The sequence below is a fragment of the Streptomyces sp. NPDC107559 genome (genome assembly GCF_055657365.1).
Genome location: NZ_JBVKBD010000006.1, coordinates 64,685 through 80,836, shown reverse-complemented (window position 1 = coordinate 80,836; position 16,152 = coordinate 64,685). Strand labels below are relative to the sequence as shown.

Here is a 16,152-nt window from a genome sequence, read left to right as displayed (position 1 = left end):
ACCCGTCCGCCGCTCCGAACCGCCCGCTCAAGGCCCGCTCCGAGGAAAGACCCGCCATGACAGCTACGCGCGTAGATGCCGAAGTGATCCGCCGCCTGCCCAAGGCCGTCCTGCACGACCACCTCGACGGCGGTCTGCGCCCCGCCACCGTCGTGGAGCTCGCGGCCGAGATCGGCCACACCCTGCCGACCACCGACCCCGACGAGCTCGCCTCCTGGTACTACGACGCGGCCAACTCCGGCGACCTGGTCCGCTACATCGCCACCTTCGAGCACACCCTCGCCGTGATGCAGAACCGCGAGGGCCTGCTGCGCGTCGCCGAGGAGTACGTCCTGGACCTCGCCGCCGACGGCGTCGTCTACGCCGAGGTGCGCTACGCCCCCGAGCTGAACACCCGGGGCGGACTGTCGATGAGCGAGGTCGTGGAGACCGTCCAGGAGGGCCTCGCCGCCGGTATGGCCAAGGCGGCCGCCGCCGGCACCCCCGTCCGGGTCGGCACCCTGCTGTGCGGCATGCGCATGTTCGACCGGGTCCGCGAGGCCGCCGACCTGGCCGTCGTCTACCGCGACGCCGGAGTCGTCGGCTTCGACATCGCGGGCGCCGAGGACGGCTTCCCGCCCGCCGACCACCTGGCCGCTTTCGAGCACCTGCGCCGCGAGAGCGTGCCGTTCACCATCCACGCCGGTGAGGCCCACGGACTGCCCAGCATCCACCAGGCTCTCCAGGTGTGCGGCGCCCAGCGCATCGGCCACGGTGTGCGCATCACCGAGGACATCGTCGACGGCAAGCTCGGCCGGCTGGCCGGCTGGGTCCGCGACCGCCGTATCGCCCTGGAGATGTGCCCGACGTCCAACCTCCAGACGGGCGCCGCCACTTCGATCGCCGAGCACCCGATCACCGCGCTGAAGGACCTGGGTTTCCGGGTCACCCTCAACACCGACAACCGGCTGGTCTCCGGTACGACGATGACCCGCGAGATGACGCTGCTGGTCGAGCAGGCGGGCTGGGGCGTCGAGGACCTGCGCACGGTCACGGTGAACGCCCTCAAGAGCGCGTTCATCCCGTTCGACGAGCGCAGGGCCCTGATCGAGGACGTCGTCCTGCCGGGTTACGCGGCCGCGCTCTGAAGCAGCCCGCGGACGTAGGCGGCCTGTCCGACGTGCTGGAGATCGTCGGACAGGACGCTGACCAGCCGCACGCCCAGTGTGACCGGCGGGTCCCACCGGGTGTCGACGACCTGCTCCAGGTCCTTTGCGGCCACCCCGCGCAGGGCCGTCAGGCTCTGCTCGTGCACGGCGTCGTAGTAGCCGGTCAGCAGCAGGCCGGAGTCGACCCGCACCTCGGCGACCTGCGCCGAGGTGTGGCCGTACCCGGTGTCGAGGCGCGGCAGGTCGAGGCCGAAACGCTTCTCCCACTCCTGTGACAGCCACACCTGCTCCAGCCCGAAGGCGTCGGCGAGGTGGTCGTCCTGCACCCGGCTGAGGTGCCAGACCAGCCAGGCGACGGAATTGGCCTCGGGGCCGGGCCGGGCGTGGAGGTCGTCGGGGCCCAGCCCCTCGACCACGGAGTGGACCTCTTCCCGGATGCGGCCGTACGCGTCGATGAGGACGTCCTTTGCATGCATACGTCCACCATCGCCCAGTCCTCGCTCAGGCGCCCCCTGTTTCCAGCAGTGCCGCCAGGGCCCGTGCCGCGGGACTGGTGCTCTGCGCGGGCGGCAGCAGGGCGGCACTCTCGTACACCGTCTCGCCGGTGCCCTTCAGGGGCAGCGCGGTCAGCGACGCCCGTTTGTGCCGGAAGTGCCGCGGCACGACCGCGACGCCGAGGTTCTCGTCGATCAGGTCCAGCAGGCTGTGCACGTCGTTGACCTCCAGCGCGACGGTCCGCCGCAGTCCGGCCTCGGCGAACACGGCGTCGGTGGTGCGGCGCGGACCCCAGTCCGGGTGGAAGTCGACGAAGACCTCGCCGTCGACCTCCTGCGGTGTCACCGCGGCGCCCGCGACCGCCAGCGGGTGGGCGGGATGGCACAGCAGGGTCATCGGCTCCTTGGCCAGGGACACCGAACGCAACTGGTCGGTGTCGGCCCGGGTGCGGTAGGCGAAGGCCAGGTCCAGCCGTCCGGCCGCCACCTCCTCGGCCAGCGCGCCCGACCCGGCCTGCCGCAGCCGGATCTCCACCTCCGGGTGACGGCGCCGGAAGGCGGCGAGCAGGGCCGCCACGTTCACCCCCGCGATGCACTGCTCCGTGCCGAGCGCCAGGGTGCCGCGCAGCACGCCCTGCACCGCCGCCACCGCCTCGTGCGCGGCCCGGACCTGTGCCAGGATCCGTTCCGCCTCGGCGAGCAGTGCCCGCCCGGCCTCCGTCAGGGTCACCCGGCGGGTGGTGCGCACGAACAGCGGGGCCCGCAGCTCCCGCTCCAGCGCCCGGATCGAGGCCGACAGACCCGACTGGGAGACCAGCAGGCGTTCGGCGGCCCGGGTGAAGTGCTGGTCCTCGGCGACGGCGACGAAGTGCTGGAGGTGGCGCAGTTCCATGATTGAGAAGCGTATCCGCTGAATTCCATCGGATTCTTCTGTTGGACCACTGCCCACGGCGCAGGCGAGAGTGGGTACCGGTTCCCTGAACCGATCGACCGTGCCAACCCCTGATGGAGTCGCGTTGTACACCGCACACCCCGACCGCTACGCGGACATGCCCTACCGGCGCACCGGACGCAGCGGCCTCAAGCTTCCCGCGCTGTCGCTCGGCCTGTGGCACAACTTCGGCCCTGACCGCCCGGTACAGACCCAGCGGGCCATCCTGCGCCGCGCCTTCGACCTCGGCATCACCCACTTCGACCTGGCCAACAACTACGGCCCGCCGCCCGGCGCCGCCGAGTCGGCCTTCGGCGAGGCGCTGCGCGCCGACTTCGCCGGTTACCGCGACGAGCTGGTGATCTCCACCAAGGCCGGCTACCTCATGTGGCCGGGCCCGTACGGCGAATGGGGCTCCCGCAAGTACCTGCTGTCCTCGCTGGACCAGAGCCTCACCCGGATGGGCCTGGACTACGTCGACATCTTCTACTCGCACCGCCCCGACCCGGAGACTCCGCTGGAGGAGACGATGGGCGCGCTGCACTCGGCGGTGCAGCAGGGCAAGGCGCTGTACGTCGGCATCTCCAACTACTCCGCCGAGCAGACCCGGGAGGCCGCCCGCATCCTCGGCGAGCTCGGCACCCCGCTGCTGATCCACCAGCCGCGCTACTCGATGCTGGACCGGCGCCCCGAGGAAGAGGGCGTGCTGGACGCGCTGGACGAGCTCCAGGTCGGGTCCATCGTCTTCTCCCCGCTGGAGCAGGGCCTGCTGACCGGCCGATACCTGGACGGCATTCCGGAGGGTTCGCGGGCCGCGAGCGACAGCCCCTTCCTGAACTCGGACGCGGTCACCGAGGACCTGGTGGCCCGGCTGCGCGCGCTCGACGAGATCGCCAAGTCCCGCAGTCAGACCCTGGCCCAGCTGGCCCTGGCCTGGGTGCTGCGCGGCGGGCGGGTGACCTCCGCCCTGGTCGGCGCGAGCAGCGCGCAGCAGGTGGAGGACTGCGTCGGCGCCATCCGCAACCTCGACTTCGACGCGGAGGAACTGGCCCGGATCGACGCGGCCATCAAGCCGTAACGCCTCGGGAGGAACACCTCCCGGAACGGGAGCGGGGCAGGCCGACGGGGGTGCAGAAACCGTCGCCTGCCCCGCTTCCCTGAGATCGACCGGGCGCGAAATCCCGAAACGGCGTCCTCCGGTCATTCCGCGGATCTTGGCCGGTTTTCAGGTGCTGCGGAATTCGGCGGAGCCGGGCCGGTGCAGTACGGATCCCGCCGCGGCGCCGGTGTGCTTCCGCGGCGAAGCGCCACACTGAATTCCGCGTCCGTTTATCCGGCCGGACCCCTGGTGTCCTGCGCTCACGAAGATCCCGGCGGTCTCCATTTCGGGAGATCGCCGATATCCCGTCGAGCGCGGTGGAACGCGTTGCCGCGCCGGACGTCGTACCCGGTGGACAGCGGTCCGGGAATCCGGGAACGGCCGTGATCCGGCCTTCGGCGTCCGGCGGGCGCGTCGTCGCCGTCGCGGTTCTCGGCACGATTCTCGCCATGATTCTCGGCACGGTTCGCGTCATCGTTCCTGGGGTCGTTCCTGGGGCCGTTCTCGGCACGGCTGGAGATCGCGGACGGGGAAAACGGGCTGGGAAAACAGACCGCCCGTCACGTTTCAGCCAAATGGCGCGGTGAATATGCCAAGAGAGTGGCCGGAAAGTCATGGTGACAGTGTTTCAGTAGTCAACATACTCGAATGTCAGGGACAGTTCTTCATACACGAGCCGCACGGAAAGCGAGGCCCGACCGGCAAGCGAGAGTCGCTACGGGGGAGAGAACCGTGCACGACGAATTCCTGTGCCACGTCACCGCCTACGGCATGTGCGACGGAAGACGGATCGGCGTACCGCTCGGCACCTACCGGGCGCCCACTCTCGCCCTGGCGCTGTGGTGGCTGCGTGACCGGGCCTCGTGGATCGCCGAACGGCTCGACCCGCAGCCGGAGAATCCGCACTTCCCGCCGAGCTCGCTCGTCCCGGTCGCGGAGAGCGCGCCCGATGTGCCCGCACTGCTGCGCGCCTGGTGCGCCGACGTGGAACGACAGGAACTGGTCGCCGAGGAACTGGCCGACGGGCGGCTGGTGCGGATCGCCACCAGCGACGACACCACCGAGTACGAACTGCTCGCCGAGTCCGTCGACGCACTGCGGATGCAGCGGGCCGCCCCGGCGCTCGTGATGCCGGTCGCCTGACGCCCGGCACCAGGTACCCGGTATCCGAGGGGTCAGGGGCCGGGACCGGGGCGCGGCGCCTCGTCGGCCCGGCGCAGCCGGCGGGCCGGCAGACCGCCGAGGAGCCCGGTGACCAGCCCCCAGAGCAGGGCGAGGCCGAGTGCCGTCCACACCTGCGGCCGGAGGAGGAGCACCCCGGACAGGTGGCCGCCCAGATCGCCGATGCCGAGCAGGGACAGGCCGTAGTACGCGGAGACCCGGCCCAGCAGACAGATCATCAGGACGGTGACGGCGAGCGCGAGCGCCATCCGGACGGCGAGCTGCCAGGCCCGCGTCCGGGACGGCGAACACGCCGCCAGCACGAACGCCGTCATCAGCAGCAGTACGGCGGCGGCGACCAGGAGCCACCAGTACCGGCCGTCGAAGTCGGTCAGCGTGCCCAGGTCCACCGTGGCACCGTCCGGGGTGCGCAGCGCCCGGTCCGCCCCGGGCGGCAGCGGCAGCCGGAACGGACCCTGCACCCGCCCGTCCCAGGTGGCCCCCATCCCGATCGTGAGCGCGACCCAGACGACGTTGGGCAGGCCGAGCAGCAGCACGGCGACGGTCTCGGCCGGATGCCCCTGGGTCGCCGCCACCACCAGGGCGACACAGGCGCCCACGGCGACACTGGACAGCAGCAGTACGACCATGGCGTACGCGGCCGGCCGCACCGGCTCCTGGAACCGCAGCAGCCGGGCAGGCAGCGGGGCGGCGCGCGACACCAGCAGGGCCAGGAGGAGCACGACGGCCAGCCACAGCAGGCCGAGGGCGAGCGTCAGCGGCACGTTCGCGGCGAAACCCATCCGGGGCTCCACGCCGAACAGGTCACCGAGGTCTCCGAGGGTTCCCTCGCCCAGGGGGATCGCGAAGGTCTGCCGGGCGCCCAGCGCCAGTCCGAGCAGACCGAGCAGCCACAGCACGGCGATCCGCGCGGCCCACCAGGCCGGCTCGGCGACCGTGGTGACGACGCGGTGCCGCAGCGGCCACAGGAAACCGGCGCCCACGACGAGGGCTCCGACGAGGGTGACCGACAGCGGGGTCGCCGTCAGTCCCGCCCGGCTCTCGGCGAGCGACCCGACGTTCCCGGACAGCTCGATGCTTCCGCCGACGGCGGTCACCACCGTCGCCGCCACCACTCGCGGGAAGGCACCGTCCGGCAGGTCCGCCGCGCCCGCCGCCCACAGCCCCAGCGCGGCCACCACTGCCATGGCGACCAGCCCGGCCAGCACCGTCACGGCGGCCCGTACCCAGCCGGGACGGGCGACCGCCTGCTCCGAGGGGGTTCGCCGGCTCACCCTGCCACGCTATGCAGCCGCGGCGGCGGCCGCGCGCCGGGAGAGCCGTCCGCGTCCGCCGGACCCGCCCCCGCTCCCGGGGAGTGCGGCGCGCCCCGCGGGGTACGAGCACAGGTGCAGCAGCGTCCGGCCAGTCCGGCTTCCGAGAGAGAACCGCATGACCGAGCACCTGGGCGGGGCAGTGATACCGACCGGTTTCGACGTACCCGTGGAACCGCTACGGCGGGCGACCCACTTCACCGGCGAGCCCGGTTGCATAGCGGAGGCGCGGACTTTCGCCGCGCTCTTCGTCGAGCAGCTGCGCACCGAGTGGTGTGCCACGATCGGCGAACGCACGAGCGGCGCGCTGCTGCTGGTGGTGAGCGAGCTGGTCACCAACGCCGACCGGCACAGCAACGGACCGTACATCCTGGAACTGGAGGGCACGGACGCCGCGATCGCCGTGAGCGTCTACGACAGCAGCGCGGCCCTGCCGCTGCGCTTCCCCCGGGATCCCCAACGCGTGGGCCGGCACGGCCTGGAGATCGTCCACGCACTGGCGCGCCAGGTCACCGCCGAGCGGGTGCCGGTCGGCAAGCGGGTGCGTGCGGTGCTGGGGCTGAGCGCGGACTGAACAGGCGCGCCCGTGCCTCCGAGCTCCCGGCTCCGCTCGACCTCCATGTCCCTCCCCACGAAAGCGACGCTTCCCGTCGGTCTCCTCGGCCCCCGGACAGCGGCACCGGCGGCCCCTCGGGAATCCGGGTACCCGGGGTGCGCGATGCCATGCGCACCGTGTGCGCGGGAGGTGGACATCCGGTGCCGACGTCGACGGCGAGCCGGGGCGGAGCGGGAACGCGGCGCGCCCGGGGGTGCTTTGTCCGATTCCACCGAGGGCGCAACGCCGCACCCTTCCCGCCGCCGCCCGCGTCCCTACGCTGGGAGGGTGAGCAGCCAAGCGCCGAATGAAGCCCGCGTCATCCCCTTGCGCCCGCACACCGCCCGGCCGTCGTCGGCGCCCCCGGCGGCCCCTGTGGCCCCGGCACCCCCGTCGGCCCGGCCGCCCGCCGGCCGGGAACCGCTCTGGCGGGACCTGATCGGCGACGTGCTGCGCCGCGAACGCCTCGCCCAGGAGCGCACGCTGAAGGACGTGGCCGAACAGGCCCGTATCTCCATGCCGTACCTGTCGGAGGTGGAACGCGGCCGCAAGGAGGCCTCCTCGGAGGTCCTCGCGGCCGCCGCCCACGCGCTCGGCCTCGGCCTCGGCGACCTGCTGTCGCTGGCGCACCGGGAGCTCGGCAGGCAGTCCCGCGGCAGCCGTCCGACGCCCCGCGCCCCGCACGGCGGGCTCTGCCTGGTGGCCTGACGTCAGCCGGTCCGACGCCGGCTGAGTACCTCGTCCGCCAGGCCGTAGGCCACCGCCTCCTGCGCGGTGAACACCTTGTCCCGGTCCATGTCCGCGCGCAGCGTCGGGATGTCGTGGTGGGTGTGCCGGGACAGCACCTCCTCCACCTGGGCGCGGATCCGGACCATCTCCTTGGCCTGGAGGGCGAGGTCGGAGACCATGCCCTGCCGTCCGCCGCTGGCCGGCTGCCCGAGCAGCACACGCGCGTGCTCCAGCACGAACCGCCGCCCCGGATCGCCGCCGGCCAGCAGGACGGCCGCCGTCGAGGCCGCCTGCCCGACGCAGAACGTCGAGATGGGCGCCTGTACGAACGTCATCGTGTCGTAGATCGCCATCAGCGAGGTGAACGAGCCGCCGGGGGAGTTGATGTAGATCGCGATCTCGCTCTCCGGCGAGGACGACTCCAGATGGAGGAGCTGGGCGATGACGACGTTGGCGACGCCGTCGTCGATCTCGGTGCCGAGGAAGACGATCCGCTCCGACAGCAGCCGACTGAACACGTCGTACGACCGCTCGCCCTGCGGGGTGCGCTCGACGACGTTCGGAATCGTGTACGTCCCCATGTCAGAGCCCGATCCTTCGCCGTGCGGCGGCCGGGCGTACGTCCGCGAGGGACTCCACCACGCCGTCCACCATGCCGTACTCCCTGGCCTCCTCGGCCGTGAACCAGCGGTCCCGGTCGCCGTCCCGGGCGATGGTCTCCGGAGACTGTCCGGTGTGCTCGGCGGTGATCCGCTCGATGGTCCGCTTGGTGAACTCCAGGTTGTCCGCCTGGATCTCGATGTCCGCGGTGGTGCCGCCGATCCCGGCCGACGGCTGGTGCATCATGATCCGCGCGTGCGGCAGGGCGTACCGCTTGCCGGGCGCGCCGACGCTCAGCAGGAACTGCCCCATGCTGGCGGCGAATCCCATCGCGAGCGTGCCGACGTCGTTCGGGATCAGCCGCATGGTGTCGTAGATGGCCAGGCCCGCGTGCACGGACCCGCCGGGGCTGTTGATGTACAGGCTGATGTCGGTGCGGGGGTCCTCCGCCGACAGGATCAGCAGCTGGGCGCAGACCCGGTTCGCGGAGACCTCGTCGACCTGGGTGCCCAGCAGGACGATCCGCTGCGCGAGCAACTGCGCGGCCAGATGGTCGTCGAACCGGGTCACCGGGGTGTCGCCCTCCTGGGCGTACGGCAGTGAGGCCTGCCGGGGTGCTGGGCTGAGTGGGGACATCGACGCTCCTGATGGTCGTCCGTCGGGCGCGGCCGGCCGGCCGCGCTCCCCACTCTCGGCCGGGCACCGGGGCCGCCGGGGATTTCTCGGCCCGCGGCAGATTCGCCGTCGGCAGAGCTCCCGGCCGCTGCCGGTCCGCACCGGCACTGGGCCGGTCGGGGCAGACGGCTGCCCGGCCGATGAGTTTCGCGGCCGTCCGCGGTCGACACTGGTGAACCGAGTTCCACGCTCCAGGAGGTGCGCATGACCACCGACGGATTCACCACGTGCCTGTGGCTCGACGGTCAGGCGGAGGAGGCCGCCCACTACTACGTGTCGATCTTCAAGAACTCCGGCATCGTCCGGACCGGCCACACCACCGACGCGGGACCCGGCCCGGCCGGTTCCGTGCTGGCCGTGGAGTTCACCGCCAACGGACAGCGGTTCGTCGCGCTCAACGGCGGCCCGCAGTTCACCTTCAACGAGTCGGTCTCCTTCCAGATCTACTGCGAGAACCAGGAGGAGATCGACTACTACTGGACCAGGCTCACCGAGGACGGCGGCGAACCCGGCTCCTGCGGCTGGCTCAAGGACCGGTACGGGCTGTCCTGGCAGGTCATCCCCGACCGTCTCATCGACATGATCAGTGACCCCGACCCGCAGAAGGCGACCCGTACGGCACGGCTGATGCTCTCCATGGGCAAGCTCGACATCGCCGCCCTGGACCGGGCTTACGCGGGCGAGTGAACCGGCCGCGCAAGCCCGCCGGACGGCCCCGGGGGGCGGGAGACCCCGGGGCCGGGCCCGACGGGCCGTGGCTCAGACGCGGTCGGCCACGATCATCAGGTACTGGAAGCTGCCGTTGCGGTACGCGGACAGGAAGGTCTCCTCGATGCCCGTGACCAGATGGGGTGCCTGCCGGCGCAGATCCCAGTAGGGGATCGTCGCCTCGGTCAGGTCCTCCACGTGGACGGGTACGAGCCGGTTGCGCGCCATGGCCCGGAAGTACGCCGACCGCGGATGGATGTCGCAGATGTAGTGGGCGTTGATGAGCGACACCTCGCGGGAGGCCTGCCCGTAGGTGTCGTTGTAGCAGCCGGTGATGACCACGTACCGCCCGCCGCGGCGCAACAGGCGGGCGTGCTCGGCGAAGAGCTGGTCCAGCTCGACGTACATGGTGGACTCGTTGTTCCACGACGCGGCGTAGGCGCCGGACTCCAGGCCGGTGTCGAGCATGTTGCGGTGGTGGTAGCGCACCTGGTCGTCGATACCGCGCTTGCGGGCCTGCTCGTTGGCGAACGCGGCCTGCTTGGCGGAGATCGTCACGCCGTCCGTGCGGCAGCCGTACCGCAGATGCGCCACCACGCTGCCGCCACCACGGCCGCAGCCGGCGTCGAAGACCCGGTCGGCGGGGGTGAGGGGGCCGAGCCGGCCGGCCAGGATCTCGGCCTGGGCGTGCTCCAGGCGGTGCAGTTCGGCGGTGATCCGGTCCTGGCGGCGCAGCGGGTCGCTCTCCTCGACCACGGTCCAGTCGACGGCTCCGACGCCGTAGTGATGATGGTAGAGGTCGTCCAGCCTTCCGAGTTCGAGATTGACCGGGTTCTCCTCGGCGTTCCAGTAGTCCGCGACGCGGTTCTGGTACGTGGACTGGGTGGGCACCGACGCGGTCGTGGTGGCGGGGACGGTGGTCAAGTATGGCTCCTCGTGAGGCGTCTGACGCATGATCAGTGATCTGCTCGGCGTTACCAGTAGTCGGGCAGGTGGTAGCGGTGGGTGTTGGTCGCGTGCCACTCGTGGTTGCCGGCCACCCAGTCCGACAGGCTCTGGGCGTAGCGTTCGACGAGCGGCGAGCCTGCCGACAGCAGGGCGGACTCCGCCTCGAAGGCGTCCATGATCTCGTTGTGGATCCCGACGGCCTTCAGATAGGCGGCCTTCAGCCCGCACCGCTCGTTGGCGGCGACGACCTGGGGCAGGTTGAGGTGGGTGGGGTCGGCCAGTTCCTTGGTGAAGGAGTACAGGTCGTTGACGATCGTGGTCGCGTTCGCGGCCAGCACCGTGATGCGCTGGATCTCGGGGCGGGCGTAGACCGCCTCCGGCAGCTCGTAGCCGTCCACCGCGTCGACGATCGACAGACAGGGCCGGAAGTTGTTGAACTGCCGCATCACCAGGTACTCCCACACCCGCGGCAGATGACGGGCCTCGCCCCAGGCGGCCTCGGCGAGGTAGCCCAGGTGCAGCCGCGCGATGTCGTGTACGAAACGGTCGGTCTGGGAGGGGGTGGCGAGGGCGGCGTACTCCTTGAGGGCCCAGTGGTACGACCGCAGCGGCCCGTCGGCCTGCATACCGCGCAGCCATTCCTCCTGGACCGCGGGCGGGCCGTGATACGGGTCGAGCGCCGACTGGGCCAGGATCAGCCGGCCTCCCAGGCCGCTGCGCGATCCGCCCTTGTCCTCGTCCTCCTCGCAGTAGCAGTTGTCGACGATGTTCTCGGCCAGCAGCAGCTTGCCCGCGACGGTGAGGTGGTCCAGGCCGGCCGCCGCCGGGTGCTGGAGCACCACGGCCCGGCCGAACTGGAACCCCGCGAAGTCGCCGTTCCAGGCTTCGGGGAACAGGTCGAGGGCGCGGGCCCACTCCTCCAGCCTGCGGTCGATCTCCGCGGCCTTCTCGGGGTCGGCTGGGGTGACGGGGCGGTGCCTGAGGCCGGGTACCGCCCCGCCGCGCCGGGCGGTGAGGGAGCCGGCGAGATCGGGCGGTCCGGGCAGCGCGAAGCCGCCGCCGGGGGGTGTGCTCATGTCGTGCTCCCCGCGGTCAGTCGGCGGTCCGGCCGAGCTGCACGTTCTCCAGGACGCCCACCGCGTCGGGCACCAGGATGGCCATCGAGTAGTAGGCGGTGACCAGGTAGCGGATGATCGCGGCGGTGTCGATGCCCATGAACCGCACGTTCAGCCCCGGCTGGAACTCGTCCGGCAGTCCGGTCTGGTACAGGCCGACGACACCCTGGTCGGACTCCCCGGTGCGCAGTGCCACGATGCTGCTGGTGTGCCGGTCGCTGATCGGGAGCTTGTTGCAGGGATAGATCGGCACACCCCGCCAGGCCGGGATCTCGTGCCCGTCGACGTTCGCGGTGCCGGGCACCAGACCGCGCCGGTTGCACTGCCGGAAGAAGGCGGCGATGGCCTTCGGATGGGCGAGGAACAGCTTGGTCCTGCGGCGCATGGACAGCAGCTCGTCCATGTCGTCAGGGGTCGGCGGGCCGGTGAAGGTGCTGATGCGCTGCCCGTAGTCGGCGTTGTGCAGCAGCCCGAACTCCCGGTTGTTGACCAGCTCCCACTCCTGGCGCTCGCGGACCTCCTCGACGGTCAGCCGCAGTTGCTCCTCGGTCTGGTTCATCGGCTGGTTGTAGAGGTCGGCGACCCGGGTGTGGACCTTCAGCACCGTCTGGGTGAGCGACAGTTCGTACTCGCGCGGCGCGAGGTCGTAGTCCACGAAACCGCCGCTGAGCGTCGGCTCGCCGGTATGACCGGCCTGGAGCGGGACGTCTGCCTCGCCCTTGCGGTTCATGGGCCGTTCCTGCCGCTCTGCGTAGGCCCGCAGGTGCGCGGCGAGGGAGGGCGCCCGCTCGGTGAGGTCCAGGACGATGTCCCAGGGCAGGGTCAGCAGTACCCCGGCCGTCTCCGCCCGTACCGAGGTCAGCCACAGCGGGTCGGGCCGGCCGATGCCCTCGTCCCCCAGCTGGTCGCCGCCGCTGACGACCCCGAGGATCTCCTCCTCGCCGTACTTGCCGGCCGCGTACCGGGTGAACCGGCCGTGGACGATCAGACAGGCCTCCGTCATGGGCTGCCCGGCCTCGAACAGGACCTGGCCGGCCCGCACCCTGCGGAGCCGGAAGCGGGAGGCGAGCTCCTTGAGGACCTCCAGGTCGCCGTAGCCACGCAGGGTCGGCAGCTCGGTCAGCGTCTGGGGGACGACCCTGATGTCGTCGGCGCCGTTCTGCTCGAACTGCACCCGGCCCCGGCCGGTCCGCAGCGTCAGCCGTCGGTTCACCCGGTAGGTGCCGCCCCTGACGTCCACCCACGGCAGCGCGCGCAGCAGCCAGCGCGAGCTGATCGCCTGCATCTGCGGCGCCGACTTGGTGGTGGTGGCGAGCTGACGCGCCGCCTGGGTGCTGAGGCTGGTGAGGGGTGCGTCGGCGGAGGGCTGGGGTGCGGGCTCGTCGGTGACGGGACCGGTGGCACTGTCCGGAGTGGACACATTCTCTCCCGGAGGATCGGACAAGGGTGAGCGGAAGGGTCGTCGGTGCCCGGTTGGGCCGTGCGCTGGGACCAAGCCAAACAGCCGGGACGGCGGAGAGGTACGGCGCAAGAGGGGCGGATTTGCACAGCGGATGGTCAAACATCCCGAATGAGGCGGAAGGGGTGTCTTGTGGGCTTCCGTGCGCCGGGACGGCTGTGTGAACAGTGGTGTCGGGAGTGGCCACGAGGGGCAGGGCGCGGCCCGGCGGGATCAGGCGGGATCAGGCGGGATCAGGCGGGATCAGGCGGGATCAGGCGGGATCAGGCGGGATCAGGTGGGATCAGGTGGGATCAGGAGAGGTCGTCCACCAGGACCGCGGCCCCGTCGAAGCGCCCTGCCGCGAGGTCCGTCAGCGCCCGGTCCGCCCGCGACAGCGGATAGACGTGCGTGGTCGCGCGCACCCGGTGACGGGCGGCCAGGGCCAGGAACTCCCGGGCGTCCGCACGGGTGTTGGCGGTGACGCTGCGCACCTCCTTCTCGTAGAACAGCTCGCTCTCGTAGTGCAGCGCGGGCACGTCGCTCAGATGGATACCGGCGATCGACAGCACCCCGCCCCGGTCCAGGGCCCGCAGCGCGACCGGGACCAGTTCGCCGGCGGGGGCGAACAGGACGGCGCTGTCCAGGGGCTCCGGCGGCATGTCGTAGGCGTCCCGGGCCGAGGCCGCCCCGAGCTCCAGCGCCAGCCGGCGCGCGGCGGCACCCCGGGTCAGCACATGCACGGTGGCCCCCTCCGCCAGCGCGAGCTGCGCACACAGATGGGCGCTGCCGCCGAAGCCGTAGAGCCCGAGCCGTCCGCCCGGCGGCAGCGCGGCGCGCCGCAGCGCCCGGTAGCCGATGATTCCCGCGCACAGCAGCGGCGCGAGCGCCACGTCGTCGACGCCGTCCGGCAGCCGGTGGGCGAACGCGGCCGGAACGGTCGTGTACGGCGCGTACCCCCCGTCGGCGTCCCACCCCGTGTACCGCGAGGCCGGACAGAGGTTCTCGGCGCCGCGTACGCAGTACGCGCAGGTGCCGTCGGTGTGCCGCAGCCAGGCCACCCCCACCCGCTCGCCCGGCGCGAAGCCGCGCACCGCCGTGCCGAGGCCCGCCACCTCGCCGACCACCTCGTGCCCGGGCGTCACCCCGGGCCTGTGCACCGGCAGATCACCCTCGGTGACGTGCAGGTCGGTCCGGCACACCCCGCAGGCCCGCACCCGCACCAGCAGTTCGTCGTCCGCCGGGACCGGGACCGGCTTCTCGACCAGCCGGAGCGGTCCGTCCCCGAGCGGTCCCGGCGCGACCACCGCCCAGGCCGGCATCGTCGCGTCCGCCATCCCGCGCTCCGTCCGCCGCGGCGGCCCGCCCGCGCCCGTCTGCGGCCGTGTCCGCCCGTATCCGTCCGTATTCCTTCCAGTGTGTAACGGAGAGGCGTGTTCGGCGCGCGATGAAACCGGCCGATGGCTAGCGTGAGGAGCCGGACAATGCCACCGAGCCGAAAGGTCCGCAGCCATGGCCGTACCACCTGAGGGAACCCCGTGTTGGGCCGATGCGATGTTCAGCGACGTGGAGGGCGCCAAGACCTTCTACGGCGACGTCCTCGGCTGGACCTTCGGCGAGTCGTCGTCGGAGTACGGCAACTACACCCAGGCCTACGCGAACGGCAAGGCGGTCGCCGCGGTGGTACCGCCCATGCCCGGCCAGGAGGGGCAGTCGCAGTGGTGCCTGTACTTCGCCTCGCCGGACGCCGCCGCCACCGCGGCACGGATCCGGGAGAACGGCGGTGAGGTGCTGATGGAGCCCATGCAGGTCGGCGAGTTCGGCACCATGTGCCTGGCCCGCGAGCCCGGCGGCGCCGTCTTCGGCGTCTGGCAGGGCGGTGTGCACACGGGCTTCGAGGCGACCGCCGAGCCCGGCGCCTACTGCTGGGCCGAGGTCTTCACCCGTGAGCCCGCGAAGACGGACGCGTTCCTCCCGGCGGTCTTCGACTACACGGCGAAGCAGTTGCAGGACGACGCGGTCGACTTCCGCATGTTCGACCTCGGCGACCAGACGGTCCTCGGCCGGATGAAGATGACGGACGACTTCCCGCCCGAGGTGCCCTCGTACATCAACGTCTACTTCACCGTCGCCGACTGCGACGAGGCCGTCGCGAAGGCCACCAAGCACGGTGCGGTGCTGCGGTTCGGACCGATGGACAGCCCGTTCGGCCGGTTCGCGGCGCTCAGCGACCCGCAGGGGGCGAACTTCTCGGTGATCGACATCGCCAGGACGGCGGGGGAGATGCCGAAGAGCACGGACGTCTCCTGAACCGCCGAGCTTGTGAGCTTGTGAGCTTGTGCACCGTGGCCCGGAGCGGCGGCCGGGCGTGGCATGATCGAGACCATGCTTGAACGTGTGGTGGCCGCGTGCGACGGGGCTTCGAAGGGGAACCCGGGACCGGCGGGCTGGGCGTGGGTCGTCGCCGACGAGGCACAGACCCCGGCCCGCTGGGAAGCCGGGCCGCTGGGCAGGGCGACCAACAACATCGCCGAGCTCACCGCCCTGGAGCGCCTGTTGGCGGCGACCGACCCCGGACTTCCGCTGGAGATCCGGATGGACTCGCAGTACGCGATGAAGGCGGTCACCACCTGGCTGCCCGGCTGGAAGCGCAACGGCTGGAAGACGTCCGCGGGCAAGCCGGTCGCCAATCAGGAGCTCGTCGTACGCATCGACGCACTTCTCGACGGCCGCTCGGTCGAGTTCCGGTACGTGCCGGCCCACCAGGTCGACGGAGATCCGCTCAACGACTTCGCCGACCGCGCCGCGAGCCAGGCGGCGATCGTCCAGGAGGCCGCGGGCAGCGCGCTCGGCTCGCCCGAGCCGCCGCCCTCGCCCGACACCCCGCCGTCCGGCGCGCCGCGCCGCCGTCCCTCCTCCGCACGCTCCGCGGGCAAGTCCGCCGCGGGCAAGTCCGCCGCGGGGCGCTCCGGTGGCTCCGCGCGGACGATCAAGGCGAAGTTCCCCGGCCGCTGTGTCTGCGGACGCCCGTACGCGGCCGGCGAGCCGATCGCCAAGAACGACCAGGGCTGGGGCCACCCGGAGTGCCGGACCGCCGGAGCCGGCTGAGCACGGGGCCGTCCGCGGACGCCGTCCGATGCCCGGACGGCGTCCGGACCCGGACCGGGGACCGGACGC

General features: G+C 71.7%; 17 protein-coding genes. 8 read left to right on the top strand and 9 right to left on the bottom strand.

The window, feature by feature from the left end; genetic code table 11:
* Nucleotides 1-56: 56 nt before the first annotated feature.
* Nucleotides 57-1,127 carry an adenosine deaminase gene (locus ACZ7OY_RS19685; protein ID WP_471912521.1) on the top strand — a complete coding sequence of 357 codons (1,071 nt, stop codon included), beginning with the start codon at nucleotides 57-59 and terminating at the stop codon, nucleotides 1,125-1,127.
* On the opposite strand, the gene ACZ7OY_RS19680 is transcribed toward ACZ7OY_RS19685, so the two are convergent.
* Nucleotides 1,109-1,624: a mycothiol transferase gene (locus ACZ7OY_RS19680; RefSeq protein WP_471912520.1), complete on the bottom strand. Its 516-nt coding sequence runs from the start codon at nucleotides 1,622-1,624 to the stop codon at nucleotides 1,109-1,111. The two genes, ACZ7OY_RS19685 and ACZ7OY_RS19680, sit on opposite strands and share 19 nt — an antisense overlap.
* Before the next feature lie 25 nt (nucleotides 1,625-1,649).
* The gene (locus tag ACZ7OY_RS19675; RefSeq protein WP_471912519.1) at nucleotides 1,650-2,534 is read right to left on the bottom strand and encodes a LysR family transcriptional regulator; all 885 of its coding nucleotides are present in this window, start codon (nucleotides 2,532-2,534) and stop codon (nucleotides 1,650-1,652) included.
* A gap of 124 nt (nucleotides 2,535-2,658) precedes the next feature.
* On the opposite strand from ACZ7OY_RS19675, the gene mgrA reads away from it, so the two are divergent.
* Both mgrA and ACZ7OY_RS19665 read left to right on the top strand, forming a co-directional pair.
* Entirely contained in the window at nucleotides 2,659-3,651 is a 993-nt protein-coding gene (gene mgrA / locus ACZ7OY_RS19670) for an L-glyceraldehyde 3-phosphate reductase (protein WP_471912518.1), read from the top strand.
* Nucleotides 3,652-4,404: 753 nt separating this feature from the next.
* Complete coding sequence (locus ACZ7OY_RS19665) at nucleotides 4,405-4,815, top strand: hypothetical protein (RefSeq protein ID WP_384724998.1); 411 nt, start codon at nucleotides 4,405-4,407, stop codon at nucleotides 4,813-4,815.
* Between the two features lie 32 nt (nucleotides 4,816-4,847).
* Here ACZ7OY_RS19665 and ACZ7OY_RS19660 read toward each other — a convergent pair whose 3' ends face one another.
* Complete coding sequence (locus ACZ7OY_RS19660; protein ID WP_471912517.1) at nucleotides 4,848-6,128, bottom strand: streptophobe family protein; 1,281 nt, start codon at nucleotides 6,126-6,128, stop codon at nucleotides 4,848-4,850.
* 157 nt (nucleotides 6,129-6,285) lie between these two features.
* On the opposite strand from ACZ7OY_RS19660, the gene ACZ7OY_RS19655 reads away from it, so the two are divergent.
* A complete protein-coding gene (locus tag ACZ7OY_RS19655; protein ID WP_471912516.1) occupies nucleotides 6,286-6,741 on the top strand; it encodes an ATP-binding protein in 456 nt (151 codons plus the stop codon).
* Nucleotides 6,742-7,050: 309 nt separating this feature from the next.
* Nucleotides 7,051-7,470, top strand: coding sequence for a helix-turn-helix domain-containing protein (locus tag ACZ7OY_RS19650; RefSeq protein WP_471912515.1), 420 nt, complete (start codon nucleotides 7,051-7,053; stop codon nucleotides 7,468-7,470).
* Nucleotides 7,471-7,472: 2 nt separating this feature from the next.
* Here ACZ7OY_RS19650 and ACZ7OY_RS19645 read toward each other — a convergent pair whose 3' ends face one another.
* Nucleotides 7,473-8,072 carry a ClpP family protease gene (locus ACZ7OY_RS19645; protein WP_384725002.1) on the bottom strand — a complete coding sequence of 200 codons (600 nt, stop codon included), beginning with the start codon at nucleotides 8,070-8,072 and terminating at the stop codon, nucleotides 7,473-7,475.
* Nucleotide 8,073: 1 nt separating this feature from the next.
* Entirely contained in the window at nucleotides 8,074-8,727 is a 654-nt protein-coding gene (locus ACZ7OY_RS19640) for an ATP-dependent Clp protease proteolytic subunit (RefSeq protein ID WP_471912514.1), read from the bottom strand.
* 243 nt (nucleotides 8,728-8,970) lie between these two features.
* Here ACZ7OY_RS19640 and ACZ7OY_RS19635 point away from each other — a divergent pair, with 243 nt between their 5' ends.
* Nucleotides 8,971-9,453, top strand: coding sequence for a VOC family protein (locus ACZ7OY_RS19635; RefSeq protein WP_384735421.1), 483 nt, complete (start codon nucleotides 8,971-8,973; stop codon nucleotides 9,451-9,453).
* 72 nt (nucleotides 9,454-9,525) lie between these two features.
* Here the strand turns inward: ACZ7OY_RS19635 and ACZ7OY_RS19630 are convergent, their stop codons facing one another.
* The 4 genes from ACZ7OY_RS19630 to ACZ7OY_RS19615 all read right to left on the bottom strand — a co-directional run bounded on the left by ACZ7OY_RS19630 (nucleotide 9,526) and on the right by ACZ7OY_RS19615 (nucleotide 14,297).
* Nucleotides 9,526-10,428, bottom strand: a complete 903-nt coding sequence (locus tag ACZ7OY_RS19630) for a geranyl diphosphate 2-C-methyltransferase (RefSeq protein ID WP_351601096.1) — start codon at nucleotides 10,426-10,428, stop codon at nucleotides 9,526-9,528.
* Nucleotides 10,429-10,448: 20 nt separating this feature from the next.
* Complete coding sequence (locus ACZ7OY_RS19625; protein ID WP_471912513.1) at nucleotides 10,449-11,498, bottom strand: family 2 encapsulin nanocompartment cargo protein terpene cyclase; 1,050 nt, start codon at nucleotides 11,496-11,498, stop codon at nucleotides 10,449-10,451.
* A gap of 16 nt (nucleotides 11,499-11,514) precedes the next feature.
* Complete coding sequence (locus ACZ7OY_RS19620; RefSeq protein ID WP_471912512.1) at nucleotides 11,515-12,957, bottom strand: family 2B encapsulin nanocompartment shell protein; 1,443 nt, start codon at nucleotides 12,955-12,957, stop codon at nucleotides 11,515-11,517.
* 332 nt (nucleotides 12,958-13,289) lie between these two features.
* On the bottom strand, nucleotides 13,290-14,297 hold the full coding sequence (locus ACZ7OY_RS19615; RefSeq protein ID WP_471912802.1) for a zinc-binding alcohol dehydrogenase family protein: 1,008 nt from the start codon (nucleotides 14,295-14,297) through the stop codon (nucleotides 13,290-13,292).
* A gap of 190 nt (nucleotides 14,298-14,487) precedes the next feature.
* On the opposite strand from ACZ7OY_RS19615, the gene ACZ7OY_RS19610 reads away from it, so the two are divergent.
* Nucleotides 14,488-15,285, top strand: a complete 798-nt coding sequence (locus ACZ7OY_RS19610) for a VOC family protein (protein WP_385535241.1) — start codon at nucleotides 14,488-14,490, stop codon at nucleotides 15,283-15,285.
* A 63-nt stretch (nucleotides 15,286-15,348) separates the two neighbouring features.
* A complete protein-coding gene (locus ACZ7OY_RS19605) occupies nucleotides 15,349-16,083 on the top strand; it encodes a ribonuclease H family protein (protein ID WP_471912511.1) in 735 nt (244 codons plus the stop codon).
* Nucleotides 16,084-16,152: the final 69 nt, after the last annotated feature.